General features: G+C 61.3%; 24 protein-coding genes and 2 pseudogenes. 14 read left to right on the top strand and 12 right to left on the bottom strand.

All coding sequences use genetic code 11. The features are described from left to right. Positions 1–34 precede the first annotated feature (34 nt). Entirely contained in the window at positions 35–544 is a 510-nt protein-coding gene (locus K0H48_RS16670) for a DUF1993 family protein (RefSeq protein ID WP_219268302.1), read from the bottom strand. A gap of 117 nt (positions 545–661) precedes the next feature. Here K0H48_RS16670 and K0H48_RS16675 point away from each other — a divergent pair, with 117 nt between their 5' ends. Then, positions 662–1,312 (top strand): YceH family protein, encoded by a 651-nt coding sequence (locus K0H48_RS16675; RefSeq protein ID WP_219268303.1) that lies wholly within the window; start codon positions 662–664, stop codon positions 1,310–1,312. A gap of 122 nt (positions 1,313–1,434) precedes the next feature. On the opposite strand, the gene K0H48_RS16680 is transcribed toward K0H48_RS16675, so the two are convergent. Continuing rightward, on the bottom strand, positions 1,435–2,253 hold the full coding sequence (locus K0H48_RS16680) for a shikimate 5-dehydrogenase (RefSeq protein WP_219268304.1): 819 nt from the start codon (positions 2,251–2,253) through the stop codon (positions 1,435–1,437). 156 nt (positions 2,254–2,409) lie between these two features. On the opposite strand from K0H48_RS16680, the gene K0H48_RS16685 reads away from it, so the two are divergent. The 3 genes from K0H48_RS16685 to K0H48_RS16695 all read left to right on the top strand — a co-directional run bounded on the left by K0H48_RS16685 (position 2,410) and on the right by K0H48_RS16695 (position 3,494). Then, positions 2,410–2,763, top strand: a complete 354-nt coding sequence (locus tag K0H48_RS16685; protein ID WP_078741781.1) for a hypothetical protein — start codon at positions 2,410–2,412, stop codon at positions 2,761–2,763. A gap of 256 nt (positions 2,764–3,019) precedes the next feature. After that, a complete protein-coding gene (locus K0H48_RS16690; protein ID WP_010211349.1) occupies positions 3,020–3,214 on the top strand; it encodes a hypothetical protein in 195 nt (64 codons plus the stop codon). Positions 3,215–3,305: 91 nt separating this feature from the next. Next, positions 3,306–3,494 (top strand): hypothetical protein, encoded by a 189-nt coding sequence (locus tag K0H48_RS16695; RefSeq protein ID WP_219268305.1) that lies wholly within the window; start codon positions 3,306–3,308, stop codon positions 3,492–3,494. 3 nt (positions 3,495–3,497) lie between these two features. On the opposite strand, the gene K0H48_RS16700 is transcribed toward K0H48_RS16695, so the two are convergent. After that, the gene (locus K0H48_RS16700) at positions 3,498–4,565 is read right to left on the bottom strand and encodes an AI-2E family transporter (RefSeq protein WP_065912354.1); all 1,068 of its coding nucleotides are present in this window, start codon (positions 4,563–4,565) and stop codon (positions 3,498–3,500) included. A gap of 93 nt (positions 4,566–4,658) precedes the next feature. Continuing rightward, positions 4,659–5,099, bottom strand: a pseudogene (locus K0H48_RS16705) (thioredoxin family protein); the annotation flags it as partial. Positions 5,100–5,371: 272 nt separating this feature from the next. Between K0H48_RS16705 and yegQ the strand changes: the two are divergent. Continuing rightward, positions 5,372–6,799 (top strand): annotated as a pseudogene (gene yegQ, locus K0H48_RS16710) (tRNA 5-hydroxyuridine modification protein YegQ). 66 nt (positions 6,800–6,865) lie between these two features. Here the strand turns inward: yegQ and K0H48_RS16715 are convergent. The 5 genes from K0H48_RS16715 to K0H48_RS16735 form a co-directional block, all read right to left on the bottom strand. Continuing rightward, positions 6,866–8,068, bottom strand: a complete 1,203-nt coding sequence (locus K0H48_RS16715; RefSeq protein WP_219268308.1) for a pyridoxal phosphate-dependent aminotransferase — start codon at positions 8,066–8,068, stop codon at positions 6,866–6,868. Further along, on the bottom strand, positions 8,065–8,724 hold the full coding sequence (locus K0H48_RS16720; RefSeq protein ID WP_219268309.1) for an RraA family protein: 660 nt from the start codon (positions 8,722–8,724) through the stop codon (positions 8,065–8,067). Before K0H48_RS16720 ends, K0H48_RS16715 begins: the two co-directional genes overlap by 4 nt. Next, positions 8,721–9,389: an RraA family protein gene (locus K0H48_RS16725; RefSeq protein ID WP_219268310.1), complete on the bottom strand. Its 669-nt coding sequence runs from the start codon at positions 9,387–9,389 to the stop codon at positions 8,721–8,723. The genes K0H48_RS16720 and K0H48_RS16725 overlap by 4 nt, the downstream gene beginning before the upstream one ends. Before the next feature lie 103 nt (positions 9,390–9,492). Continuing rightward, complete coding sequence (locus K0H48_RS16730; RefSeq protein WP_219268311.1) at positions 9,493–11,172, bottom strand: methyl-accepting chemotaxis protein; 1,680 nt, start codon at positions 11,170–11,172, stop codon at positions 9,493–9,495. Positions 11,173–11,418: 246 nt separating this feature from the next. Further along, the gene (locus K0H48_RS16735) at positions 11,419–12,738 is read right to left on the bottom strand and encodes a Na+/H+ antiporter family protein (protein ID WP_178112740.1); all 1,320 of its coding nucleotides are present in this window, start codon (positions 12,736–12,738) and stop codon (positions 11,419–11,421) included. A 238-nt stretch (positions 12,739–12,976) separates the two neighbouring features. On the opposite strand from K0H48_RS16735, the gene K0H48_RS16740 reads away from it, so the two are divergent. Further along, positions 12,977–15,124: a methyl-accepting chemotaxis protein gene (locus K0H48_RS16740; protein ID WP_219268312.1), complete on the top strand. Its 2,148-nt coding sequence runs from the start codon at positions 12,977–12,979 to the stop codon at positions 15,122–15,124. A gap of 139 nt (positions 15,125–15,263) precedes the next feature. Here the strand turns inward: K0H48_RS16740 and K0H48_RS16745 are convergent, their stop codons facing one another. The 3 genes from K0H48_RS16745 to K0H48_RS16755 are packed head-to-tail and all read right to left on the bottom strand — an operon-like array spanning position 15,264 to position 17,565. Continuing rightward, positions 15,264–16,577: a sensor histidine kinase gene (locus K0H48_RS16745; protein ID WP_219268313.1), complete on the bottom strand. Its 1,314-nt coding sequence runs from the start codon at positions 16,575–16,577 to the stop codon at positions 15,264–15,266. Further along, entirely contained in the window at positions 16,574–17,242 is a 669-nt protein-coding gene (locus tag K0H48_RS16750) for a response regulator transcription factor (RefSeq protein WP_017135293.1), read from the bottom strand. Before K0H48_RS16750 ends, K0H48_RS16745 begins: the two co-directional genes overlap by 4 nt. Then, positions 17,242–17,565, bottom strand: coding sequence for a PepSY domain-containing protein (locus K0H48_RS16755; RefSeq protein WP_138815476.1), 324 nt, complete (start codon positions 17,563–17,565; stop codon positions 17,242–17,244). Before K0H48_RS16755 ends, K0H48_RS16750 begins: the two co-directional genes overlap by 1 nt. A gap of 171 nt (positions 17,566–17,736) precedes the next feature. On the opposite strand from K0H48_RS16755, the gene K0H48_RS16760 reads away from it, so the two are divergent. The 8 genes from K0H48_RS16760 (at position 17,737) to codA (ending at position 23,787) form a co-directional block, all read left to right on the top strand. Continuing rightward, positions 17,737–18,816 carry a patatin-like phospholipase family protein gene (locus tag K0H48_RS16760; protein ID WP_219268314.1) on the top strand — a complete coding sequence of 360 codons (1,080 nt, stop codon included), beginning with the start codon at positions 17,737–17,739 and terminating at the stop codon, positions 18,814–18,816. Positions 18,817–18,892: 76 nt separating this feature from the next. Next, positions 18,893–19,249, top strand: coding sequence for a 6-carboxytetrahydropterin synthase QueD (queD, locus tag K0H48_RS16765; RefSeq protein WP_219268315.1), 357 nt, complete (start codon positions 18,893–18,895; stop codon positions 19,247–19,249). 125 nt (positions 19,250–19,374) lie between these two features. Next, a complete protein-coding gene (locus K0H48_RS16770) occupies positions 19,375–19,749 on the top strand; it encodes a hypothetical protein (protein WP_219268316.1) in 375 nt (124 codons plus the stop codon). Further along, complete coding sequence (locus K0H48_RS16775; protein WP_017135296.1) at positions 19,746–19,943, top strand: helix-turn-helix transcriptional regulator; 198 nt, start codon at positions 19,746–19,748, stop codon at positions 19,941–19,943. The genes K0H48_RS16770 and K0H48_RS16775 overlap by 4 nt, the downstream gene beginning before the upstream one ends. Positions 19,944–19,968: 25 nt before the next feature. Beyond that, positions 19,969–20,412, top strand: coding sequence for a GNAT family N-acetyltransferase (locus K0H48_RS16780; protein WP_219268317.1), 444 nt, complete (start codon positions 19,969–19,971; stop codon positions 20,410–20,412). 8 nt (positions 20,413–20,420) lie between these two features. Continuing rightward, positions 20,421–21,044: an NUDIX hydrolase gene (locus tag K0H48_RS16785; protein WP_219268318.1), complete on the top strand. Its 624-nt coding sequence runs from the start codon at positions 20,421–20,423 to the stop codon at positions 21,042–21,044. 140 nt (positions 21,045–21,184) lie between these two features. After that, positions 21,185–22,453: a cytosine permease gene (gene codB, locus K0H48_RS16790; protein WP_219268319.1), complete on the top strand. Its 1,269-nt coding sequence runs from the start codon at positions 21,185–21,187 to the stop codon at positions 22,451–22,453. Between the two features lie 98 nt (positions 22,454–22,551). After that, positions 22,552–23,787, top strand: coding sequence for a cytosine deaminase (codA, locus tag K0H48_RS16795; protein ID WP_219268320.1), 1,236 nt, complete (start codon positions 22,552–22,554; stop codon positions 23,785–23,787). Position 23,788 lies beyond the last annotated feature (1 nt).

Genomic DNA, 23,788 nt, shown 5'->3' on the forward strand with positions numbered 1-23,788 from the left:
AAGAACGACCCCGGGCTTTTTTGTATCTGGTTGCTTAGAAAGCGCCCATGTAATCGCGCTTGCCCACTTCCACGCCGTTGTGACGCAGCAAAGCGTAAGCAGTGGTGACGTGGAAGAAGAACTGCGGCAGGCCGTAGGTCAGCAGGTAGGACTGGCCGCTGAAGCGCTTCTCTTTCGGGGTACCTGGGCGGGTGATGATTTCGATGCCTTCCTTGCCGTCGACTTGCTCAGGCTTGATGGTGTCGACAAACGCCAGCACCTTGGCGATCAGCGCTTGCAGGTCGGCGAAGGTCACTTCGCTGTCTTCGTACTTCGGTACTTCGATTTCGGCCAGGCGCGCAGAAACGCCCTTGGCGAAGTCGACGGCGATCTGCACCTGGCGCACCAGCTGGAACATGTCCGGGATCAGACGCGCTTGCAGCAAGGCGTTGGGCTCGATGTTCTTGGCGGTGGCGTGGGCTTCGGCTTTGCTCAGTACATCGCTCAGGGCGGTGAGCATTTGCTTGAAGACCGGGATGGAGGCGGCGTACAGGGAAATAGTCATGACAGTCTCACGGTGATGGCAGGGTTTGGAACCAGCGGCGATTATAGCCATGCCTGCGGCTTGTCTTTTATTTTTTCAGGATTAGGCTAGTGGGCTTCACTGCATAGGGAAAGCGCGATGACCGCCGAGCACGACACCGACACCCCTGAGCCGCGCCTGAACAGCACGGAAATCCGCATCCTGGGCTGCCTGATCGAAAAACAGGCGACCAACCCGGAAACCTATCCGCTCACGCTCAATGCGCTGGTGCTGGCCTGCAACCAGAAGACCAGCCGGGAACCGGTGACCAACTTGAGCCAGGGCCAGGTCGGCCAGAGCCTGCGCGTGCTCGAGGGCCAAGGCTTTACCCGCCTGGTGATGGGCAGCCGCGCCGACCGCTGGGAGCATCGGGTGGACAAGGCGCTGGAATTGGTGCCGGCCCAGGTGATCCTGATCGGGCTGCTGTTTCTGCGCGGGCCGCAGACCGTCAACGAACTGCTGACCCGCAGCGGGCGCATGCATGATTTTGAAGATGCCGAACAGGTTGTACACCAGCTTGAACGCCTGATTGCGCGAGGGCTGGCGGTGCTGGTGCCGCGCCAGGCGGGGCAACGGGAAGACCGTTATACCCATTCGCTGGGGGATCCGGCGGATATTGAGGCGATTATCGCGGCACGCGGGAGCCCGTTGGAGCGCTCGGCAGGTGGGGTTTCGGTGGAGCGTATTGAAGAGCTTGAAGCCAGGATTGCAGCGCTGGAAGAGCGTTTGGCCCAGCTGGAACAGGCTTAACTCGATCTAAAATGTGGGAGCCGGGCTTGCTCGCGAAGGCGGAGTGTCAGTCACTGGATGTATCGACTGATCCACCGCCTTCGCGAGCAAGCCCGCTCCCACATTTGGATCTGCGCAGTGCTTTAAATTCGGGCAAAAGCCACTGCCGCCTGGAACTGTTCATCCGTTGGCCGCACACCGGTGTAAAGCACAAACTGCTCCAATGCCTGGATTGCGATCACTTCCAACCCGGTAATCACCCGTTTGCCCTGGGCACGCCCGCGCACGATCAACGGCGTTTCGGCGGGGATCGCCACCACATCGAATACAGTGTCAGCCGCGTCCACAGCGTCGGCTTCAAAGGCCAACTGGTCCGCCTCTGCCCCACCGGTCATGCCGATTGGCGTCACGTTGACCAGCATCTGCGGGCGCAACTCCCCCAGTTCTGCTCGCCACTCATACCCCAGGCTCTGCGCCAACGCCCGGCCCGCCGCTTCATTGCGCGCCACAATCACGCCGTTGGCATAGCCGCCATCGCGCAAGGCACTGGCCACCGCCTTGCCCATACCGCCGCTGCCACGCAGGGCAAAGGTCGAGTCTTTGGGCACCGCATGTTTTTTCAGCAGTTGCTCCACGGCAATGTAGTCGGTGTTGTAAGCCTTGAGATGGCCGTCGGTGTTAACAATGGTGTTGAGCGAGGTGATGGCCTTGACCGAAGCGTCCAGCTCATCCACCAGGGCGATACTGGCTTCCTTGAACGGCATGGAAACCCCGCAACCACGGATGCCCAGCGCTCGGATACCGCCGATCGCGCCGGGCAAATCCTGGCTGCTGAAGGCTTTATAGTAGAAATTCAGCCCCAGCTGTTCGTACAAGTGGTTGTGAAATCGCAAGCCAAAATTCCCGGGACGCGCCGACAATGACATGCACAGTTGGGTGTCCTTGTTGGGGTGCATCTGCATGGAAAACTCCTTTGAGTAAGCAAATCGGTACAGACCTTACACAACCTTTACCTAGAGGCTGTGCTGTTTTTCGGAAATACGTTGTCTTAAAAGTATCCCCGCGACAATCCTTGAGTCTATTGATTGCAGACCACAAGCGCAGGGGCTAACCGAGGAATGACCATGATTCGTAAAATCCCCAAAATCGCCTTGCTTATCGGCGCACTCGCTATGGCAGGCCAAGCCTCCGCCCACGGTGGTGGTTGGGGTGGCCCGGCCATATTGGGTGGTTTGATCGGCGCAGCCGTTGTCGGCTCCGTAGTTGCCAGCCAATCGCAACCGGTCTACGTGCAGCAACCGGTGTATGTGCAGCCACAACCGGTGTATGCCGCGCCTCCGCCGGTCTACTATGCACCGCCGCCACCGGTGTATGTGCAACAGCAGGTTTACTACCGCCCGGCGCCGGTCTATTACGGCCCACCGCGTGGCTACTACGGCCCTCCCCACGGTTATTATGGCCGCGGCTGGTAACACGCAATCACGTTGGAAATGAACAGGCCTCGCTCACACGCGGGGCCTTTTTTTGCCTGATTTTTGCCTGACTTTTTTGTCAAAAAGCCCGGTTTTATCATGCCAAGGTCGTTATGAGGACAATGCCCGTGTCGCAATCCCACATCATGACGATCAAATGTCCACTTGCTTGACCCGGGCCTGCGCTGTCATGTTTACGTCACCCAACAGTCTCACTATCGAGCGGTCCACCCAATAACAACTAAGGACGACTGACATGCCCACACAAAACCCGCACCGCACCGCTGGCCTGTGCACGTCCAGCAAGGTCTACAGCGCACTCACCGAACTCAAGCACCTTGAGGGCCACCGCAGCGCAAAATTTCTCGCGTTGCTGGCAGAAAACCTGGTGCGCAAAGGCCTGCTCAGTGAACAGGAAGTGGTGAACATGCTCGATCAAGTGGTGGATTGACGCTTGGCGTTAATGTTGACTATCGAGATGGGTGATTTTTCCTACGCGCCACCAGCCCGTAAGGTGACCCCCATAGCAATTGGAGGTCCTTATGCCCACAGTTCAAATCATGTCCGTTGTCGGCAGTGCCGTCCCCGCCCCACTCCGGGAGCTTGGGTTGTTGGCCTGCTGGTATGTGGTACGCGATGGCGAAACCATCAGCGGCCCGCTCACCTCACTGTCCGCCGCGCAACAACAGCAACAGCAACAGCAAGTGCCGAACTTCAGGCTCCACGCCTGAAATCTATGGCAATGGCAGCTTGACCCGGGGTTTGCTTTCAACAAAAAGCGCCCAGCTGGACATAAACAGCGCTGCCACCAGTGGCCCGATCACAAAGCCATTCAAGCCAAATACCGACAGGCCGCCCAAGGTCGAGATCAGGATCAGGTAATCCGGCATCTTGGTGTCCTTGCCCACCAGGATCGGGCGCAATACATTGTCCACCAGCCCGATCACGAACACGCCGAACAAGCCCAGCACCACGCCCTGCCAGATCGAACCGCTCAACAGGAAGTAGGCGGCCACCGGCCCCCACACAATCCCCGCGCCGACCGCTGGCAACAGCGACAGAAACGCCATCAATACCGCCCAGAGCAACGCGCTGGGAATGTCCAGGAACCAGAAGATCAAACCACCCAGCGCACCCTGGGTCACGGCGACCAGCACGTTGCCCTTGACGGTGGCGCGCACCACCCGATTGAACTTGAGTTGCAACCGGCGCTTTTGCGGCTCGGCCAACGGCACCGCCGTGCGTACCTTGCGCACCAGTTCCGGGCCGTCACGCAGCAGGAAAAACAACAGGTACAGCATGATGAAAAAGCTCACCAGGAAATCAAACGTGCCTTGGCCGAAGCTGAACGCCTGGGTGGCAAAGAACTGGCTGCCCTGCATCGCGCTCTTGACGATCTTTTCCCGCAGGCCCTCCAGGTTGCCCATGCCGAAGCGGTCGAGCAGGTGCTGGAAGTACGGCGGCAGGAAATTCTTGAACTGTTCGATATACCCCGCCACGTCCAATTTGCCACTTTCGATATTTTTGTAGAGGGTGGCGCCCTCTTGCACCAGCAGCACGCTGGTGATGATCACCGGCAGAATCGCAATCACCAGGCACACCGTCAGCGTCGCCAGCGATGTCAGGTTGCGGTTCCAGCTGAAGCGTTGCTGCAGGCGCCGCTGCATCGGGGCGAAGATGATGCCAAGGATGACTGCCCAGAACACCGCACCGTAAAACGGCAGCAATATCCAGATAAAGGCGATGGTCACCAGGACCAGCAATAACAGCAGGGTTTTGAATTGAAGGTTGGTTTGGTTCATGTCCGGTCCATGTCAGAAAAGCAGAGGGCCTTCAGCGGCCCTGTTGCTTAGTCCGCGGCAAAACCTGGGAGTGCCCTTCAAGCATAGACCGCGTTATTGAATCGCCTTGGCCTCACTCAATAATGCCTCAATCACCTGCTCCTGGGCTTCGTAACGCCCCTCGCCGAAGTGGCTGTAGCGTACTTGGCCCTTGGCATCGATCAGGTAGTGGGCTGGCCAATATTGGTTATCGAAGCTGCGCCAGATCGCGTAGTTATTGTCGATGGCCACCGGGTAACCAATGCCCAGCTTGCGCACCTGTTCTTTGACATTGGCCGGGATGTGCTCAAACGCGTATTCGGGCGTGTGTACGCCAATCACCACCAAACCGTCTTTTTCGTAGCGTTTGGCCCAGCTATTGACGTAGGGCAGCGCGCGCCGGCAGTTGATGCAGTCATAGGTCCAGAAATCCACCAGCACCACTTTGCCTTTGAGCGTTTCAAGGCTCAGGGGCGGCGAATTGAGCCAGTCAACCGCCCCCGCCAGCGACGGTATAGTGGCTTCAGGGTGTTTGCTTTCGCCACTGGCTATCCAGCTTGCGGAAAGGGCAAAAGCCAGCAGCAGGCTGGCAAACAGCAACGTGATCGGTCGCATGGTGATTACCTTGTCGAGTCGCAGAGCGCCTATTGGAACCCTCTGAGGTATCCCGCCTGTGTCGAGCAGCACCTGCCGATACACGGCGATACAAAATCCGCAAAAGCCCGACCTGGATCAATAAAGGCGCACGCCCGCTGCTCTACCCTCGCGACCTTTTGCGACCTGAGCCCATGCCTCCCGTGATTGCCCCCGAACTGCTCGCCCCCGCCGGCACCTTGAAAAACATGCGTTATGCCTTCGCCTACGGCGCCGATGCGGTCTACGCCGGCCAGCCGCGCTACAGCCTGCGCGTGCGCAATAACGAGTTCGACCACGCCAACCTCGCGCTCGGCATCCAGGAGGCGCATGCACTGGGCAAGCGTTTCTACGTGGTGGTCAACATTGCCCCGCACAATGCCAAGCTCAAGACCTTCCTCAAGGATTTGGCCCCGGTGATCGCCATGGGCCCGGACGCGTTGATCATGTCCGACCCAGGCTTGATCATGCTGGTGCGCCGTCACTTCCCGTGCATGCCGATTCATTTGTCGGTGCAGGCCAATACCGTGAATTGGGCGAGCGTCGAGTTCTGGCAGCAGCAAGGTATCGGCCGGGTGATTCTGTCGCGAGAGTTGTCACTGGAAGAAATCGGCGAAATCCGCCAACAGGTGCCCGCCATGGAGCTGGAAGTGTTTGTGCATGGCGCCCTGTGCATGGCCTATTCCGGGCGCTGCTTGTTGTCCGGCTACATGAACAAGCGCGATGCCAACCAAGGCACCTGCACCAACGCATGCCGCTGGAAATACTCGGCCACACCGGCGGTGGAGAACGCCACAGGCGACATCGTGCAGCACTGTGAACCGACCTTGGGGATCGGCCCGCCGACCGATCAGGTGTTTTTGCTGCAGGAAGCCAACCGCCCGGATGAGCAGATGCCGGCCTTCGAAGACGAACACGGCACCTACATCATGAACGCCAAGGACCTGCGCGCCGTGCAGCACGTGGAGCGCCTGACGCACATGGGCGTGCATTCGCTGAAGATCGAAGGCCGCACCAAGTCCCACTTCTATTGCGCGCGCACCACCCAGGTGTATCGCCAGGCCATTGACGATGCGGTGGCTGGCCGTGCGTTTGACCGCAACCTGATGACTAACCTGGAGTCCCTGGCCCAACGCGGCTACACCGAAGGTTTCCTGCGTCGCCATGTACACGACGAATACCAGAACTACCAGAACGGCAGCTCGGTGTCGGAGCGCCAGCAGTTTGTCGGCGAATTGACCGGCGAGCGCCGGGGCGAGATGGCTGAGGTCAAGGTGAAGAACCGCTTTGCCGTGGGTAATCACCTAGAATTGATGACACCGGCCGGCAACTTTCACTTCGACCTGGCCAACCTGCACAACGCCAAGGGCGAGGCCATAGACGTGGCGCCGGGAGATGGGCACACCGTGTATCTCCCCCTGCCAGCGCAGATGAACCTGCGCTTCGGCCTGCTGATGCGCGACCTCTAACGCGGCGCCGCACAAAAAATAGAGCAGCCAAAAAGTACCCTGTGGCGAGCAGGCTTGCCCTGCGCTGGGTGGCGAAGCCGCCCCCATTCAGGCGACTCAGCCGGTCAGTTATAAACCGCTGGGGCAGCTTCGCAGCCCAACGCAGGGCAAGCCTGCTCGCCACAGTGACAGTGTTCGTCGTTACAACGTCGCCGCGCAGAACTGGCGGATCGCCTCGCACGCCTGCAACAGCGAGTCGTCGTCCAAGGCGTAGGCGATACGCAGGTACGGCGCCAAGCCAAATGCGCTGCCGTGTACCACGGCCACATTGGCTTCCTCGAGCAAGGCGTGGGCCACGTCTTCGTCGGTTTGCAGCAGCTTGCCACCGGGCGTGGTGCACCCCAGCAAACCCGCGCAGTTGGCGAAGGCGTAAAACGCGCCGGACGGGTTTGCGCATTCAAGTCCTGGCGTTTTGTTGAGGAAGGACACCACCAGATTGCGACGTTTCTCGAACACGGCGCGCGACTGCCGGATAAAATCCTGCGGTCCGCTCAAGGCAGCGATGGCGGCGTGCTGGGAAATCGCACTGGCCCCCGAGGTCTGCTGGCCCTGGAGTTTTTCCATCGCCTCCAGCAACCAGCGCGGGCCGGTGGCAAAGCCGATGCGCCAGCCGGTCATGGCGTAGGCTTTGGAGACGCCGTTCATGGTCAGCACCCGTGGCGCCAGGCGCGGCTCGACTTGCGCCAGGGTATGAAAGGTTTGCCCGTCGAACAGCAGATGTTCGTAGATATCGTCCGCCAGCACCAGCACGTGCGGATGCTCCAGCAGCACATTCGCCAGCGCCTGCAACTCGTGCCGGCTATACACCGCGCCGGTCGGGTTGGACGGTGAATTGAGGATCAGCCAGCGCGTGTTGCCCGTGATTGCCGCCTCCAGCGCCGTGGGCGCCAGTTTGAACCCCCCCTCGGCGCTGCACGCGACAATCCTGGCGGTGCCGCCGCACAGTTCCACCATCTCCGGATAACTGACCCAGTAAGGTGCAGGAACGATCACCTCGTCGCCTTCGTTCAGGGTGGCGGCCAGGGCGTTGTAGATCACATGCTTGCCGCCGTTGCTCACCAGCGTGTCCTGCCAGGTCACGTCCAGGCCGTTTTCGCGGCGGAACTTCTGCGCAACGGCCTCACGCAAGGCCCGTATACCCGCGACTTGGGTGTAGCGCGTGTGGCCGTTGCGGATCGCGTCGATACCGGCCTGGCGGATATGTTCCGGGGTGTCGAAATCCGGCTCGCCGGCACACAGCGAAATGATCATCGCACCCTCGGCACGGCGTGCGGCCACGCGGTCGATGATGCGGTAGGTGGCCGACGGCTTGGCCTGGGCCAGGCGCTTGTTCAGCGTATTCACGAGTGCTTCCTTTGCAGGGTGTGATAACCCAGGGCTTCACGCGCTTGTTTCAAAGTCTTGCCGGCCTCGAGCTGCGCACGGATCTGCGATTCCACGGCTTCAATCTGGCGTGCGGTACGTGCCACTTCCTCGGCACGCCCGCGCGGCACCACCAGCACACCATTGGCGTCGGCCACCACAATGTCCCGCGCACACACGCGGGCACCGCTGATGGCCACCGGCTGGTTCACCGACGCCACCTGCACGCGGTCCTTGCCGGTGCGCATGTAACGGCCCTTGCTGAACAGCGGGTAACCGTCGCCCAGCGCTTTGCTGACGTCGCGGCACACGCCGTCGATGACCGTCGCTGCGATCCCTCGACTGCCGGCGTACTGGGTCATGATGTCGCCCCACACGGTACAATCGGTGCGACCGGCGTTGGCGAGCACCACCACATCGCCCGGCAGCACGTCTTCGATAAAATCACCGACTGAACCTGGCGGCATGCTGGCCGGCATGTATTGCACGGTAAACGCCGGGCCGACCACGGTGCCACGGTAGTTATCCAGCGGCGCGATGCCCAGGCACTGGCCGGCAATGCCGAGCTTGTCCATGGCATCCGACACGCCAGGAGTGTCGAGCCCTTCGAACAGGGCGACTAGTTGTTGGTCATTCATTGGGCAGGCTCCACGCGGATGGCTTCAAATTGGCTGTCGTGCATCACATCGGCGACCGAGCGGCCACTGCGCACCGCCTCGACCATGCCGGCTTCACGGGCGGCGATGCGCTCGCCGAGGTCCAGCACCTGTTCGATCAGCGCTGCAGGGATAAACACGCTGCCGCAACGGTCGGCAATAACGAAGTCGTCTTGCGACACTTTCACGCCCGCCACATCAATGGTGACGCCGGACGCGACCTGCACCACTCGGTTGCGCGCGCTGATCATGGTCACGCCACGCCCGTACACCGGGTAACCGATGGTCGCACTGCCGTCGATGTCACGGCTGAAGCCGTCGATCACCGAGCCACGAATATTCCTGGCCACGGCGGCATTGGCGATGATGTCACCCCAGCACGATATGCCGTCGATGCCGCCGGCAATCACCAGTACGCGGTCGTCGGTGGTGATGGCGTCGATTACCGGGGAAATCAGGTGTACACCAGGCGCCGCGTCAGTCTTGGGCGCCAGTTGAATGGTGCTGGCCCGGCCGACGACTTTGGGGCAGTCCCACAACGGACGAATGCCGACGACGGCGCCGGGCAGTTGCAGGAAGTCCAGCGCGTCGGAAACCGTGTTGGTATCAAGTTCAGCCAGGCGCTGAAGCGGGTCGAGCAGTGGCATGGAGGTGAGCCCCTGTTGTAGTTGGGGCTCAAGTCTCACGCAGGGGCGGTGATGGGTATATTCGTATTAACGTTAGGCAAACATACGCTGAAGCTATGGTTGATCAGATCCTGAACTGCCCCACCAATTGCCCCAGGCGCTGGCCCAGGTCCGCCAGGCTGCGCGAGGTTTGCGCGCCCAGCTGGGTTTCATCCGCCACGCTGTCCACCGCCACAGCAATCTGATGCACACTGCGGTTGATCTCTTCGGCCACGGCGGTCTGCTCTTCGGCGGCGCTGGCGATTTGCGCGTTCATCGAGTTAATGGTGCCGATCAACTGCGCCATGGTGTCGAGCGAGGCGCCGGCTTGGTTGGCCTGGGCCGAAGTGCCGTCACCGGCATCGCTGGAGCGGCGCATGGCATCCACGGCGGCGACCGTACCCTTTTGCAGACGGTCGATCATGCCCTGGATTTCCTGCGTACTGGTTTGCGTGCGGCTGGCCAGCGCACGGACTTCGTCGGCGACCACGGCAAAACCACGCCCGGCCTCGCCTGCCCGTGCGGCTTCGATGGCGGCGTTGAGGGCCAGCAGGTTGGTCTGCTCGGCAATCGAGCGGATCACGCCGAGCACGCTGACAATCGACGACACGTCCTGCTGCAAGCTGTCGAGGGACACACCGCTGCTGCGGATGTCGTTCACCAGCGCATGGATCTGCGCGATGCTGCCGTCCACTACCCGCTTGGCAGCCTGGCCTTCGGCGTCGGTCTGTTGCGCGGCGACGGCGGCGCCCTGGGCACTGCGCGCCACTTCGTGGGCCGCTGAGGACATTTGGTTGATGGCGGTCGCCACCTGATCGGTCTCGTGACGTTGGCGTTCCATGGCGGTTTCCGAGCGCTGAGCCTGCTCGGACACCTGGCTGACCAGCCCGGTGAGTTGCGCGGTCATCTCGGTGATCTGGCGCACCAGCCCGTGGATTTTGTCGACAAAGCGGTTGAACGCGCCGGCCAAGTCGCCCAACTCATCCTGACTGGTGATCGCCAGGCGGCGTGTCAAGTCGCCCTCGCCTGCGGCGATATCGTCGAGGTTGGCTTTCATCAGGTTCAGTGGGCGCAAGATGGTATTGGCCACCAGCATGCCCACCGCCGCAATCACCAGCAGTACCACCACCGCCACGCCGAGGATGCTCAGCAGCACGCCTTCCATGCGTTTTTCGACCTTGGCCTCGACCACCTCCACCTGGGCTTCGATGCCATCGAGGTTCACCGACGTACCAATCACCATGTCCCACTTGGGCAAGTATTCGGTGTAGCCGAGCTTGGGCACCAACTCGGTCTGGCCGGGCTGGGTCGAGCTGTATTGCAGGTAGTGGGTGCCGTCCTTGCCGACCTTGACCAGGTCGCGGTTGACGTAGACACCGTTGGGGTCACGGTTGTCTTTGAAGCTCTTGCCTACGCCGTCCGGGCTGTTGCCCTTGAACAGGCGGATGGTCTCGGAGTCGTAGCCGAAGAAGTAGCCGTCCTTGCCGTACGCCGTGTTGGACAACAGCTTGACCACCTGCGCGCGCGCCGCCGTGTCGCCGGGGGCGGCCGCGTCGTAGAGCGGCTTGATGGTGGTCATCGCCACTTCGACATAACTTTGCAGCGTGGCCTTGGCGTCGTTGAGCAGGCGCTGGCGGGTTTCATCCACCTCATTGCGCGCCTGGCCCTGCAGGATCCACACCGTGGTCAGGCTGATGACTACGGCAAACAACAACACCGGCACAACGGCCAGGGACAGGACTTTGGCCTTTAAACTCAGACGCATGGCTTTTCTCTCTTATTCGTGGCGACTTGAGAGGTTAACGGCCAGTGGCGAAATATCTGTAGGACACCTTGGCTGAGTGGCGACTGGACTGTTGTGGCGAGCAGGCTTGCCCTGCGTTGGGCTGCGTAGCAGCCCCCTTTTCAGGCGCCGTAACACGCCAGGTAGATCGAGGTGTCTGGATTCAGGACCGCTTCGCGCTCCAACGCAGGGCAAGCCTGCTCGCCACAATTGAACCTGTTCCAGATACTAGAGGGTCATTGCGGCAATCCAGCCAAACGCCAGCAACGGAATGTTGTAGTGCAGGAAGGTCGGCACCACGGTGTCCCAGATATGGTGATGCTGGCCGTCGATATTCAGGCCGGACGTCGGGCCGAGCGTGGAGTCCGACGCTGGCGAACCGGCATCGCCCAATGCCCCCGCCGTACCCACGATGCACACAATCGCCAACGGGCTGAAGCCCAGCTGCACACACAACGGCACAAAAATCGCCGCCAGAATCGGCACCGTGGAAAATGACGAACCAATGCCCATGGTCACCAACAGCCCCACCAGCAACATCAGCAACGCGCCCACACCACGGCTGTGGCCAATGAACGCCGCCGAGGCTTCCACCAGTGAGCGCACGTCACCGGTGGCCTTGAGCACTTCGGCAAACCCCGAGGAGGCGATCATGATGAAGCCGATCATCGCCATCATCTTCATGCCTTCGGTGAACAGGTCGTCGGTCTCGCGCCAGCGCACAATGCCCGACACCGAGAAGATCAGGAACCCAGCCAGGGCGCCGATGATCATCGAGTCCAGCCACAGCTGGATGATAAATGCCGAGGCAATTGCCAGCCCGGCCACCAGCAGGGTCAGCGGGTTGTATTGCACCGCCACTTGCTCGACGCGCTCGATTTTCTCCAGGTCATACACGCGCTTTTTGCGGTAGCTGATAAACACCGCCACCAGCAGGCCCACCACCATGCCCAATGCCGGCAGGCCCATGGCATGGGTGACGTTGACCTGGCTGATGTCCACGCCGCTCTTGGCCACGTTGGCCAGCAGGATCTGATTAAGGAAGATATTGCCAAAGCCCACCGGCAGGAACATATACGGCGTGATCAGGCCGAAGGTCATTACACAGGCAATCAGCCGGCGATCCAGTTGCAGCTTGGTCAGCACATAAAGAAGTGGCGGCACCAGCAACGGGATAAACGCGATATGGATCGGCAAAATGTTCTGCGAGGCAATCGCCACCACCCACAACAGGCCGATCAGCAGCCATTTGACATGGCTGCCGCCGGTGGCTTCCTGGCGATCGACCAACAGCAGCGCCTTGTCCGCCAAGGCATGCGCCAGGCCGGACTTGGCAATCGCCACCGCGAACGCGCCGAGCAAGGCGTAGGAAAGCGCCACGGTCGCGCCGCCGCCCAAGCCGCCGTTAAAGGCCTTGAGCGTGGCCTCGATGCCCAACCCGCCGGTCAAGCCACCGACCAGGGCGCCGACGATAATGGCGATGACCACATGCACACGGGACAAACTGAGCACCAGCATGGTGCCGACCGCGGCGATGACTGCGTTAATCATGGTTACCTCAAGCAAAAAACATAAAAAACAGACAGGCCCGCGACCGGGCGGCCATCAGGTGGCGTCCGCGTGCAGGCTTTAGGAGGTCTTATTAGAGGGCGCGCACTTTGCAGCAGGCGGGCCGTCATGTCAAAAAACGACGCCGTTTCAGGCTTTAAATTGAACGTTTGAATAAAGAAATATCCGCATCAGCCGATAAACGGGTCTCTCTGTGTTTTCAGGTAAGGATGTCCCGATGTCGCTTAGACAGCTCTCCATTCAATGGAAAATCACCCTGCTCGCGGGCCTGTGCCTGCTGGGGATCGTGACCCTGCTGGTGGGTCTGTCGCTGTATCGCATGGAGCAGAGTTCACAGCAGGTCAAAGCCTCCAGCATGCAGATGCTCGACGCGTCTGCCCAAGCGCGCATCGAAGCCCAAGGTGAAGTCCAGGCGCTGGGCATTCGCCAGCAATTCATGGACGCCTACCAGTACGGCCATGGTTTTTCGCGCCAAGTGCTGTTTTTGCGTGAACAGGCGGAAAAACGCTTCCTCGACGCCTTCGATACCCGTGAAGACCTGACGCGCCAGGTCAAGGCCGCCTTGCAGGCCAACCCCGATCTGCTCGGCCTGTCGTTGGTGTTTGAGGCCAATGCGCTGGACGGCAAGGACGAGTTGTTCGCCAATCAGGCAGAACTGGGCAGCAACGATAAAGGCCGCTTCGCCCTCTACTGGTCGCAGCCCACGCCGGGCAATCTAACCTCCATGTCGCTACCCGAAAGCGACATGGCCGACATCAGCGTCGGCCCCAGCGGCGAAAAGGCGAACGCCTGGTTCACCTGCCCACGCACTACGCTGAAACCCTGCGTGATCGAACCGTACTTTTATGTGATCGACGGGCAAAACGTGCTGATGACCAGCATCGTCTTCCCGCTGATGGTCAACGGCAAAGTCATCGCCTCGCTGTCGGTGGACATCAACCTCAACAGCTTGCAGGCCGTTAGCCAACAGGCCAGCCAGAAGCTGTATGACGGCCAGACCCAGGTCAGCATCCTCAGCCCCACCGGTTTGCTCGCCGGCTACAGCCCGGACGCCGGCAAACTCAGCCAGCGTCTGGATCAGGTCGATACCACCAGCGGCGCGCAATTGATCAGCGTGCTGGCCAGTAACCCCCAGACCAGCAGCCTGCGTACCGACCATCAGCTCAAGGTGCTGGCGCCATTCGCGCCGATTCCCGGCGGTAAGCCGTGGGGCGTGTTGCTGGATGTGCCGGAAAAAGTCCTGGTCGGCCCCGCCGAAACGCTCAAGGCGCAGTTGGACGCGGACAACGCCCGCGGCACGCTGCTGGAGTTGAGCCTGGGCCTGCTGGCGGCCGTGGTTGGCTTAGTGCTCGTGTGGCTGATGGCCCGCAGCGTGACCCGGCCGATTCTCGGCGTGGCGCGCATGCTTGAAGACATTGCCAGCGGCGAAGGCGACCTCACCCGCCGCCTGGCCTATGACAAACACGATGAACTGGGCCAGTTGGCCGGCTGGTTCAACCGCTTCCTCGACAAGCTGCAACCGACCATTGCCCAAGTGAAACGCTCGGTGCAGGACGCCCGTGGCACTGCCGATCAGTCCGCCGCGATCGCCACGCAAACCAGCGCCGGCATGGAGCAGCAGTATCGCCAGGTCGATCAAGTGGCCACCGCCTCCCACGAAATGAGCGCCACCGCCCAGGATGTGGCGCGTAGCGCTGCCCAAGCAGCACACGCCGCACGCGATGCCGACCAGGCCACCCGCGACGGCTTGAGTGTGATCGACCGCACCACCACCAACATCGGCAACCTGGCGGCGGACATGAGCACCGCCATGGCCCAGGTCGAAGGCTTGGCGGCCAATAGCGAGAAGATCGGCTCGGTGCTGGAAGTGATTCGTGGCATCGCCGAGCAGACCAACCTGCTGGCGCTCAATGCCGCCATCGAAGCCGCCCGCGCCGGTGAGGCCGGGCGTGGCTTTGCGGTGGTCGCCGATGAAGTGCGCAACCTGGCGCGACGCACCCAGGAATCGGTAGAAGAAACCCGCCTGGTGATCGAGCACCTGCAAAGCGGCACCACCGACGTGGTCGACTCCATGGGCAACAGCTATCGCCAGGCCCAAGGCAGTGTCGAGCAGGTTGGCCAGGCGGTCACCGCCCTGCGCCAGATCGGCGAGGCGGTCACGGTGATCAGCGACATGAACCTGCAGATCGCCAGCGCCGCCGAACAGCAAAGCGCCGTGGCCGAAGAGATCAACAGCAATGTGGCGACGATTCGGGATGTGACTGAATCGCTGTCGGAGCAGGCGAATGAATCGGCGCGAGTGAGCCAGGCGTTGAACAGCCTGGCGAATCAGCAGCAGGGGTTGATGGATCAGTTTCGCGTATAAATCTTAACGATCGTTCCCACGCTCCGCGTGGGAATGCCTCCTGTGACGCTCCGCGTCACCCGTCGACAGCGGGACGCGGAGCGTCCAGGGCGGCGTTACCACGCAGAGCGTGGGAACGATCTCAGCAGTTTGTTCGGTGTTAACGTTTGGGTAATTCAATCAGCACCTTGAGCCCGCCCAGTTCGCTGTCCTGCAACTGCAACGTACCGCCCCACACCTCGACGATATCCCGCACGATCCCCAGCCCCAGGCCATGGCCGTCAATCTGCTCATCCAGGCGTGCACCGCGGCTGAGCACTTGCTCACGCTGGGCCTGCGGGATGCCGGGACCGTCGTCTTCGACTGCCAGCAGAAAGCTGCGCGGGGTTTCGCTGGCCGCCAAGCGCACGTCGGCGTCCGCCCATTTGCAGGCGTTATCCAGCAGGTTGCCAAGCAGTTCCAACAGGTCTTCGCGGTCCCAGGGCAATTGCAGGCCGGGGTCGACGTGGTAGCTCAAGTCCAGGTGTTCACCGTGGATCATGCGCAAGGTGGCCAGCAGGCCGGGCAATTCTTTTTCACAGTCGAACAGCGCGCCGGGCAGGGTTTCGCCGGCCAGGCGGGCGCGGTTGAGTTCGCGGTTGAGGCGTTGCTGCACTTGATCGAGTTGCTCGCGCAGCAGCTTGCTCAGTTCGGGATGGTCCTTGAGCGCTTCGCTGGAAGCCGCACTCAATAGCACCGCCAGTGGGGTTTTCAGTGCATGGCCAAGGTTGCCCAAGGCATTGCGCGAGCGCTTGAGGCTGTCTTCGGTATGGGCCAACAGATGGTTGATCTGCGCCACCAGCGGCTCCAGTTCCAACGGCACTTGGGTATCGAGTTGCGAGCGCCGGCCCTGTTGCAGTTGGGCGATCTGGTTGCGTGCGGTCTCCAGCGGGCGCAAGGCGCGGCGCACGGTAACCCGTTGCAGAATCAGCACCAGCAACAGCGCCGCCAAGCCGATGATCAGACCAATCTGGCGCATCAGGCGAAAGCTTTCGCGCACGGGCGTGTAGTCCTGAGCCACGCTGATGGAAATCGACTGGCCGAAACGTTTGTAGTCCGAACGCAACACCAGCAGTTGCTGGCGTTCCGGCCCCAGTTGCAGGTTGCCCTTGAGCCCAGGCTCGGTCAGCCGCGGCAGTTCCTGGTCCCACAGCGAGCGGGAACGCCAGTGGACGTCGGCAAAATCGATGCGAAAATAATGCCCGGAAAACGGCCGCTGGTAGGCCGGTGACAGACGCTGCTCATCCAACTGAACACCCTCAGGCTCGCGCACCAGTGCCGTCAGCAGGTTCTCGCTGTCGTTGCGCAGCCCGGCTTCCAGGTAACGCTGCAAACCGGCCTCGAACAACCACAAGCTGGTCTGCGCCAGCACCACGCCGACCACCACCATGACGCTGATCAACCCCAGGCTCAGGCGCCGTTGAATCGACTTCATGCCGGAGCGGCGCCAAACCGGTAACCCTGGCCGCGCCGGGTTTCAATCACACTGCGCCCCAGCTTGCGGCGCAGGTGGTTGACGTGGACTTCCAGCACATTGGAGTCGCGCTCGGTCTCGCCGTCATACAAATGCTCGGCCAAGTGGCTTTTCGACAGGATCTGTTCCGGGTGCAACATGAAGTAGCGCAGCAGGCGGAATTCGGCGGCGGTCAGTTGGATCTCGTCGCCATCGCGCAACACGCACTGGCGCCCTTCATCCAGGTGCAGGCCGGCGGCTTGCAGCGTCGGCTGGTTGGCCTGGCCGTGGGAACGGCGCAACAGTGCCTGGATGCGCAAGTAGAGTTCTTCGGGGTGAAAGGGTTTGCTCAGGTAATCGTCGGCGCCGGCTTTGAGCCCTTCGATACGCTCGGCCCAGGAATCGCGTGCGGTCAGCACCAGCACCGGTGTGGCCAAGGCCGCCGCGCGCCATTGCGCCAGCACCTCCAGCCCGGGCAGGCCCGGCAAGCCGAGGTCGAGGATGATCAGGTCATAGGGTTCGCTGCGACCTTGATACGCGGCATCGCGCCCATCGGCCAGCCAGTCGACCGCGTAGCCCTGGCGCTGCAGGCCCGCCAACAATTCATCGGCCAGCGGTACGTTATCTTCCACCAGAAGCAGGCGCATCAGTCGTCTTCCTTATCTTTGAGCAGCTTGCCGGTACTGGCGTCGAGCTCGATTTCACGCACCACACCTTCGACGGTCAGCAACTCGATCTCGTAGATATAGCGCACCGGCCGATCCTTGTGCTCTTCAAGCTCGGCGTCCAGCAGCTTAGCGCCCGGGTAGCGCTCCAGCGCCGGGCCCAGCAACTGTTCCAGCGGCGCAATGACGCCCTCCTGACGCAGACGCAGGGCTTCGTCCTGCCCAAGGTCATGGGCCGACAGGCTGGCGCTGCTCAGTAGTAATACCAGCGCCACCTGACTGCCTGCGCGTAGATTTACCTTCATTACGTATCCTGATGTTCCTTGAGGGCGGCCCGATGAGGGACATGGGCCACCACGGTACCCGTGACAACTTAACTGAAACTGAATTGCCACCATGGCAATTTTCAATCGGCATGCTTACCCATCGTTGCAAGAATTCTCTTATATTGCCTGTTCGTTGCAACCGAGACCTGTATGACTGCCATCCATATCAAGTTCCCCGCCCTGACCCTCAAGGCCGGCAAACGCGCTTTCACGCGCATTCGCGAGCAAGGCCTTGCGCCGGCGGATGTCGGTATCCTACCCGGTGCGGCCGGTGGCCCCAAGGCGCTGGGCATTCAAGGCCTGGACCTGGCGCTGTTCGGCGATTGGCTGCCGCGCGCACCGCGTGAGCGCGCATTGATCGGCGCGTCCATCGGCTCCTGGCGCTTTGCCAGTGCGTGCCTGCCCGACCCGGTGCAAGGCCTGCTCGACCTCGGCCGCCTGTATAACGAGCAACGCTTCGCCAAGGGCGTGACCATGGCCGAAGTCAGCCACAGCTGCCAGCGTATGCTCGACGACCTGCTGGCCGGCCGCGATGCGCAGGTGCTGGACAACCCCGACTATCGCCTGAATATCATGGTGGTCAAGAGCCACGGCCTGCTCGCCGATGACCACCGTGGGCGACTGGGGCTGGGCCTGTCGTCGGTGATTGCCGACAACCTGCGTGGCCGTGCGCGGCTGTCGCGGCATTTTGAGCGGTTGATCATCCACGACCCGCGCCAGCCACCACCCGTACATGCGCTGACGGACTTCCCTTCGCGCTTTCTCGACCTGCAATTGGGCAACCTGCGCCAGGCACTGCTGGCCTCGGGCTCCATCCCCATGGTGATGCAAGGCGTGCGCGACCTGCCCGGCGCAGGCACGGGCACTTACCGCGACGGTGGCCTGCTGGACTATCACCTCGACCTGCCTTACCACGGCGGCGACATCGTGCTGTACCCGCACTTCACCGACCGGGTGATCCCCGGCTGGTTCGACAAGGGCTTGCCGTGGCGGCGCAGTAACCCGCAAGGCTTGCAGGATGTGCTGCTAGTGGCGCCCTCCAAGGACTACCTGGCCCGCCTGCCCCACGGCAAATTGCCGGACCGCAGTGACTTCAAGCGCTTTATGGGCGATGACTCGAGCCGCAACAAATACTGGCAAACCGCGATGAGCGAGAGCCGGCGGCTGGGGGATGAGTTCCTGCAACTGGCGGACAATGGTGGGCTGGGCGAGCGGCTGCAAGCCCTGTGACCCAGCGGTATGCGCGGCAAGGGGTCAAGCTGTTAAACTCGCCGCCTGCCAGATACCTGACCGAGCTTAAAATACTGTGGAAATTTTCAAAGAGTTTACCTTCGAGTCCGCCCACCGCCTGCCACACGTGCCGCAGGGCCACAAATGCGGGCGCCTGCACGGGCATTCGTTCAAGGTGGCGATCCACCTCAGCGGCGACCTGGATCCCCATACCGGCTGGATTCGCGACTTCTCGGAAATCAAGGCGATTTTCAAGCCGCTCTACGAACGCCTCGACCACAACTACCTCAATGACATCCCAGGCCTGGAAAACCCGACCAGCGAAGTGCTGGCCAAGTGGATCTGGACCGAACTCAAACCCTTGTTGCCGGAACTCAGCGCGATTCGCATCCATGAGACCTGCACCAGCGGGTGCATCTATCGCGGCGAGTAAGCGGTTGAGTGTTTAAAACCACCTGCGGGTGGTTTTTTTATGCCTGGCCGTGCAAATGTAAAGCGTGCTTGACATGGAAAACGTGCCCACCTAATGTAAAGCACCCTTTACTTATGGAGAGAGTCATGTCGACCAAGCGCTTCCTGGTGGAATTTATAGTCACTCTGTTGGTGTACATTTGCTGCGTGGTGATTTCCAGCTCATCTGTACGGTCGATGCCTGACGGCGCCGCGAAAATCGCCTTGGCATTGCTGCCGGTTATTCCGATGATCGCGATGGCGGTGTCGATCATCCGTCGGCTGAACAGCATGGATGAGTTAGGCCGCAAGATTCAGTTGGAAGCGCTCGCGGTGGCGTTTGTATGCACCGCCCTCACCACCTTCAGCTACGGTTTCCTGGAAACCGCCGGCCTGCCGCGCCTCTCGGCCTTCATGGTCTGGCCGATCATGGGCGGCGTCTGGTGTGTGGCAACGATCATTGGCACAAGGCGTTATCAATGAATAATCAACTGCGCCAGTTACGCGCAGAATTGGGTTGGTCCCAGGCTGATCTGGCGCAGCGCCTGGGCGTATCGCGCCAGACCATCAACGCCATCGAGACCGGCCGCTACGACCCAAGCTTGCCGCTGGCGTTCAAGATCGCCAAGGTGTTCGAACGGCCCATCGAGGCGATCTTCGAAGCGCCAGTGGACTGAGCCTTTATGACAGGAGCACGCCCAAATGATGCGCCCCGCCACGGCCGATGACAGTGCCGCTATCGAAGCCATCGCCCAGGCTGCCTATGCGCCCTACATCGAGCGTATCGGCCGAAAGCCTGGGCCGATGCTGGAGGACTACGCGCAGCGGGTCGAAGACGGGGGCGTGCATGTGCTGGACCACGCCGGGCAGGTTCAAGGCTTTGTTATCCTCAAGCACACCGACACGGCGTTGCTGTTGGATAACCTCGCCGTCGCCCCACACGCCCAGGGCCTTGGCTTGGGGCGACAGCTGATGGATTTTGCCGAACAGCAGGCCCTTGATGCCGGCTACAGTGCTATCCGTCTGTACACCAATGAGATGATGACCGAGAACCTTGCGCTGTACAGTCGCCGTGGCTATGTGCAAACCCATCGCGCCGAGGAACACGGCCTGCGCCGCGTCTATATGATCAAACATCTTCTATAGGAACCCCCATGGAAAACCTCTGGCTGACCCAGGCCAAACGCTTGCAGGCACTGGCGTCTACGGGGCTGCATTTTTGCACCGACGACTTTGAGCGTGAGCGCCTCGAGGAAATCGCCGAGATTGCCCACAGCATGCTCGCGCAACTGGCGGATGTGCCGCTTGCGCGCATCACCGGGCTGGTGCCGGATTTTGCCAAGCGCTATTCAACCCCGATGATTGACGTACGCGGCGCGGTGATCGAAGGCGACCGGATACTGCTGGTACGCGAATTGACCGACGGTTGCTGGGCGCTGCCCGGTGGCTATGCCGATATCGGCCTGTCGGCGGCGGAAAATATCGTCAAGGAGATCCGTGAGGAAGCCGGTCTGAGCGTCACAGCACGCGCGCTGTACAGCGTCACGCACAAGGCCAAGGGCTTGTATCGCCCGGATGTGCGGGACTTCTACAAGCTGTACTTCCTGTGCGAGCGGGTCGACCAACTGGCGCCGGTGGCCGGGTTTGAAACCACTGAAGTGGGCTTTTTCACCCTCGACGACCTGCCGCCGCTGTCCCGTGGGCGCACCATCGAAAGCGATCTTGAAGCGGCGTTTGCCTTTCATCGTGGCGAGACCACCCAGACGCTGTTCGACTGATCCACTTTGTCTCACTGCTGCACTGCTTTCGTGCCTTCTTGGGCGCGCTCGACACAGCTGCCTGGCGACAAATACGCCGCGCTGCCGGTTTGGCACGCACAGTGCAACAGCACGGCGTCAGTCATCCAGGGAGCAAGGCCATGACGCAGCAAGAACCGGGTAACGATTACCCCCTCAGCGAAGTGCCGATGCATGCGCGCAAGGGCCTTGCGTCCACCGCCATGGTGTTGCTGGGCTTCACCTTCTTTACCGCGACCATGTTCGCCGGCGGCAAGCTGGGCGTGGCGTTCAGTTTTATCGACATGCTCGGCGTCGTGGCGTTGGGTAACCTGTTGCTGGGTATTTACGCCGCAGGCCTGGGCTACATCGCGTTCAAGAGCGGCTTGAATTCGGTCCTGATGGGCCGCTTCTGCTTTGGCGAGGTGGGCAGCAAACTCAGCGACTTGATCCTCGGCTTCACCCAGATCGGCTGGTACGCCTGGGGCACCGCCACCGCCGCCGTGGTGCTGGGCAAATATTTCGAATTGAACCAAGGCACGGTGCTGGCGCTGATGGTGTTGTTTGGCCTGCTGTTCTGCGCCACGGCGTATGTGGGCTATCGCGGGCTGGAGATTCTTTCCTATATCGCGGTGCCGGCCATGGGCGTCCTGCTGTTGCTGTCGATGTGGGTTGCCACCATCAAAGTCGGCGGTCTTGAGGGGCTTATGGCGGTGGTGCCGACGGCGGAACTGGACGTGTCCACCGCCATCACGCTGGTATTCGGTACCTTTGTCAGCGGCGCCACCCAGGCGACCAACTGGACGCGTTTTTCTCGTTCGGCCAAGGTCGCGGTGCTGGCCAGCCTGATCGGCTTTTTTATCGGCAATGGTTTGATGGTGTTGATCGGTGCCTATGGCGCCATCGTCTATCAGCAGCCCGATGTGGTCGAGGTACTCTTGCTGCAAGGTTTCGCCATGGCGGCGATGGCCATGTTGCTGCTCAACATCTGGAGCACGCAGGACAACACCATCTACAACTTCGCCGTCGCCGGCTGCAATCTGCTGCGTACCCGGCGACGCAAAACCGTGACCCTGGCCGGCGCGGTGATCGGTACATTGCTGGCACTGCTTGGCATGTACGACTTGCTGGTGCCTTATCTGATTCTGCTGGGCACCGTGATTCCGCCGATTGGCGGGGTCATCATGGCGGATTTCTTCTACCGCTATCGCGGCCAGTACCCGCGCCTGGCCGATGCACGCCTGCCGGCATTCAATTGGCCGGGGCTGGCGGCGTATGCCGTGGGCACAGTGCTGGCGTTTCACTCACCGTGGGTGGCGCCGTTGGTAGGGATCGTGGCCGCATCCCTGTCTTACATCGCGCTCACCGCCGCCCTACGTGTGCGCGCACCTTTGACTGACATACAGGCATGAACCCGACTGTCGCCATGAGGATGGTAACCTTGTGGCTGATAACCCTGATGACCTGGCGGCTGACTGCCTGATTATCCAAAGCCAAGAGGAACTTGCCCATGCATATCATCAATGCCCGCCTGCGCAACCGTGAAGGCCTGCATGATCTGCACCTGGAACACGGCCGGATCGCCCGCATTACCGCACAAACCGTGGCGCCGACATTAACAGCTGGCGACCTCGACGCCGCTGGCAACCTGGTCATACCGCCGTTCGTGGAGCCCCATATCCACCTGGATGCGACGCTGACTGCCGGCGAGCCGCGCTGGAACATGAGCGGTACCCTGTTCGAGGGCATCGAGTGCTGGGGCGAGCGCAAAGCCACCATCACCCAGGAAGACACCAAGGCCCGCGCCAAGAAAACCATCCAGGCCCTGGCCGCCCATGGCATCCAGCATGTGCGCACCCATGTTGATGTCACTGATCCCGACCTCACCGCGCTCAAAGCCATGTTGGAGGTGCGTGAAGAAAGCACGCACCTGATCGACCTGCAAATCGTCGCCTTCCCGCAGGAAGGCATCGAGTCTTACCGCAACGGCCGCGAGCTGATGCAGGAAGCCATTTGCCTGGGCGCTGATGTGGTCGGCGGTATTCCGCACTTTGAATACACCCGTGACCAAGGGGTTAGCTCGGTGAAGTTCCTGATGGACCTGGCCGAACGCACCGGCTGCCTGGTGGACGTGCACTGCGACGAAACCGATGACCCGCACTCGCGTTTTCTCGAAGTGCTCGCCGAAGAAGCCCGTAGCCGCGGCATGGGCGAGCGCGTCACCGCCAGCCACACCACGGCAATGGGTTCGTATGACAATGCCTACTGCGCCAAACTGTTTCGTCTGCTGGGGCACTCGGGCATCAGCTTCGTTTCGTGCCCTACCGAAAGTATTCACCTGCAGGGCCGCTTCGACAGTTTCCCGAAACGCCGAGGCGTCACCCGCGTCAATGAACTGCTCGAGGCCGGCATGAACGTCTGTTTCGGCCAGGACTCCATCGTCGACCCATGGTACCCGCTGGGCAACGGCAACATCCTGCGCGTGCTGGAAGCCGGTCTGCACATCTGCCACATGCTCGGCTACCGCAACTTGCAAAGCGCCCTGGACCTGGTCACCGACAACAGCGCCAAGGCCATGGCCCTGGGTGACCGGTATGGCCTGGAACCCGGTCGCCCAGCCAACCTGCTGGTGCTTTCGGCAGACAGTGACTACGAGGTTATCCGCAGCCAGGGCCTGCCGCTGTATTCAATCCGCAATGGCAAAGTGCTGATGCAACGTAGACCGGCACAGGTGGAGTTTTTGTAAG

Source organism: Pseudomonas sp. Xaverov 259, from assembly GCF_019352915.1.
In the GTDB taxonomy this organism is placed as follows: Bacteria; Pseudomonadota; Gammaproteobacteria; order Pseudomonadales; family Pseudomonadaceae; genus Aquipseudomonas.

Excerpts from the sequence above, each read along its gene's own strand:
- K0H48_RS16670 (WP_219268302.1), bottom strand. The coding sequence starts at position 544 with ATGACTATTTCCCTGTACGCCGCCTCCATCCCGGTCTTCAAGCAAATG.
- K0H48_RS16675 (WP_219268303.1), top strand. The coding sequence starts at position 662 with ATGACCGCCGAGCACGACACCGACACCCCTGAGCCGCGCCTGAACAGC.
- K0H48_RS16680 (WP_219268304.1), bottom strand. The coding sequence starts at position 2,253 with ATGCAGATGCACCCCAACAAGGACACCCAACTGTGCATGTCATTGTCG.
- K0H48_RS16685 (WP_078741781.1), top strand. The coding sequence starts at position 2,410 with ATGACCATGATTCGTAAAATCCCCAAAATCGCCTTGCTTATCGGCGCA.
- K0H48_RS16690 (WP_010211349.1), top strand. The coding sequence starts at position 3,020 with ATGCCCACACAAAACCCGCACCGCACCGCTGGCCTGTGCACGTCCAGC.
- K0H48_RS16695 (WP_219268305.1), top strand. The coding sequence starts at position 3,306 with ATGCCCACAGTTCAAATCATGTCCGTTGTCGGCAGTGCCGTCCCCGCC.
- K0H48_RS16700 (WP_065912354.1), bottom strand. The coding sequence starts at position 4,565 with ATGAACCAAACCAACCTTCAATTCAAAACCCTGCTGTTATTGCTGGTC.
- K0H48_RS16720 (WP_219268309.1), bottom strand. The coding sequence starts at position 8,724 with ATGAATGACCAACAACTAGTCGCCCTGTTCGAAGGGCTCGACACTCCT.
- K0H48_RS16725 (WP_219268310.1), bottom strand. The coding sequence starts at position 9,389 with ATGCCACTGCTCGACCCGCTTCAGCGCCTGGCTGAACTTGATACCAAC.
- K0H48_RS16730 (WP_219268311.1), bottom strand. The coding sequence starts at position 11,172 with ATGCGTCTGAGTTTAAAGGCCAAAGTCCTGTCCCTGGCCGTTGTGCCG.
- K0H48_RS16740 (WP_219268312.1), top strand. The coding sequence starts at position 12,977 with ATGTCGCTTAGACAGCTCTCCATTCAATGGAAAATCACCCTGCTCGCG.
- K0H48_RS16745 (WP_219268313.1), bottom strand. The coding sequence starts at position 16,577 with ATGAAGTCGATTCAACGGCGCCTGAGCCTGGGGTTGATCAGCGTCATG.
- K0H48_RS16750 (WP_017135293.1), bottom strand. The coding sequence starts at position 17,242 with ATGCGCCTGCTTCTGGTGGAAGATAACGTACCGCTGGCCGATGAATTG.
- K0H48_RS16755 (WP_138815476.1), bottom strand. The coding sequence starts at position 17,565 with ATGAAGGTAAATCTACGCGCAGGCAGTCAGGTGGCGCTGGTATTACTA.
- K0H48_RS16760 (WP_219268314.1), top strand. The coding sequence starts at position 17,737 with ATGACTGCCATCCATATCAAGTTCCCCGCCCTGACCCTCAAGGCCGGC.
- K0H48_RS16770 (WP_219268316.1), top strand. The coding sequence starts at position 19,375 with ATGTCGACCAAGCGCTTCCTGGTGGAATTTATAGTCACTCTGTTGGTG.
- K0H48_RS16775 (WP_017135296.1), top strand. The coding sequence starts at position 19,746 with ATGAATAATCAACTGCGCCAGTTACGCGCAGAATTGGGTTGGTCCCAG.
- K0H48_RS16780 (WP_219268317.1), top strand. The coding sequence starts at position 19,969 with ATGATGCGCCCCGCCACGGCCGATGACAGTGCCGCTATCGAAGCCATC.
- K0H48_RS16785 (WP_219268318.1), top strand. The coding sequence starts at position 20,421 with ATGGAAAACCTCTGGCTGACCCAGGCCAAACGCTTGCAGGCACTGGCG.
- codB (WP_219268319.1), top strand. The coding sequence starts at position 21,185 with ATGACGCAGCAAGAACCGGGTAACGATTACCCCCTCAGCGAAGTGCCG.
- codA (WP_219268320.1), top strand. The coding sequence starts at position 22,552 with ATGCATATCATCAATGCCCGCCTGCGCAACCGTGAAGGCCTGCATGAT.